Source organism: Pseudonocardia lacus, from assembly GCF_018531445.1.
Taxonomy (GTDB): Bacteria; Actinomycetota; Actinomycetes; order Mycobacteriales; family Pseudonocardiaceae; genus Pseudonocardia; species Pseudonocardia lacus.
In genome coordinates this window covers 1-976 of sequence record NZ_JAHDTH010000482.1, presented here as the reverse complement: position 1 = coordinate 976, position 976 = coordinate 1, and the positions used below count along the sequence as shown (strand labels likewise).

Genomic DNA, 976 nt, shown 5'->3' with positions numbered 1-976 from the left:
CGTTCCGCGCAGCGCCAGCGGCACTTGACCGCGGTCCCGCCCGCGGCCGGCCCGGCGACCAGGGTCAGCGCCGGGGACAGCAGCCCGCGCAGCCGCGCGGCGGGCTCGTCGTCGGCGACCGCGGTGACCAGGGTGACCGGGCGGACAGCGGCGGCCAGCACGGCGGCCAGCCCGGCGCCGCCGGGGCGGGCCGTCTCCCCGGTGACGTCGAGCACCGGCACGCCGGCGTCGGGGGAGGTGCGTCGGACCTCGCCCACCACGTCCACGTCGAGCAGGGCGTCGCCGACGACCACCAGCGGCCCGGCCCGGCCGGTCACGACGGGTCCCCGGCCGGCGCCGACATCCGGCTGCGCGCGACGATGGCGCTGGTGGAGTGGTCGGCGAGGTAGTCGAGGATGCGGACCTGCCCGCCCAGCGCCTGCACCACCGGTGTCTCGGGCAGCATCTCGGCGGTGTAGTCGCCGCCCTTGGCGTAGACGTCGGGGCGGACCAGCTCCAGCAGCTGCACCGGGCTGTCGGTGTCGAACGAGGTGACCAGGTCGACGGCGGCCAGCGCGCCGATCACACCCGCCCGGTCGGGCAGCGGGTTGATCGGGCGGGTCGGGCCCTTGAGCCGGGACACGCTCGCGTCGCTGTTCAGCGCGACCACCAGCAGGTCGCCCAGCAGCCGGGCCTGGCGCAGGTAGGCGACGTGCCCGCGGTGCAGCACGTCGAAGCAGCCGTTGGTGAACACGATCCGGTGGCCGGCGCGGCGGTGCTCGGCCAGCACGGCCAGCAGCTCCGGGTGGCTGAGCACGTGCCCGCGGTCGAGCGCGGCCAGCCGGGCGGTGAGCGCGCCGGTGCCGCACACCGCGGTGCCCTCCTGGCCGACCGCCACGTCGGCGGCGGCCTGCCCCAGCGCGGTCGCCTCGCCGACGTCCGCGCCGCACGCCCTGGCCGCCGTCCAGGCCGCGGCGAACACGTCGCCCGCGCCGCA

The 976-nt window shown here is 78.0% G+C and carries 1 protein-coding gene and 1 pseudogene; both read right to left on the bottom strand.

Features of this window, described 5'->3' with window-relative positions:
* Positions 1 to 317 (bottom strand): annotated as a pseudogene (locus tag KIK08_RS39230) (D-beta-D-heptose 1-phosphate adenosyltransferase); the annotation flags it as partial.
* Positions 314 to 976, bottom strand: a 663-nt coding sequence (gene rfaE2 / locus KIK08_RS39225) for a D-glycero-beta-D-manno-heptose 1-phosphate adenylyltransferase (RefSeq protein WP_214408362.1), incomplete at its 5' end; no start/stop codon positions are given. The pseudogene KIK08_RS39230 and the gene rfaE2, both read right to left, overlap by 4 nt.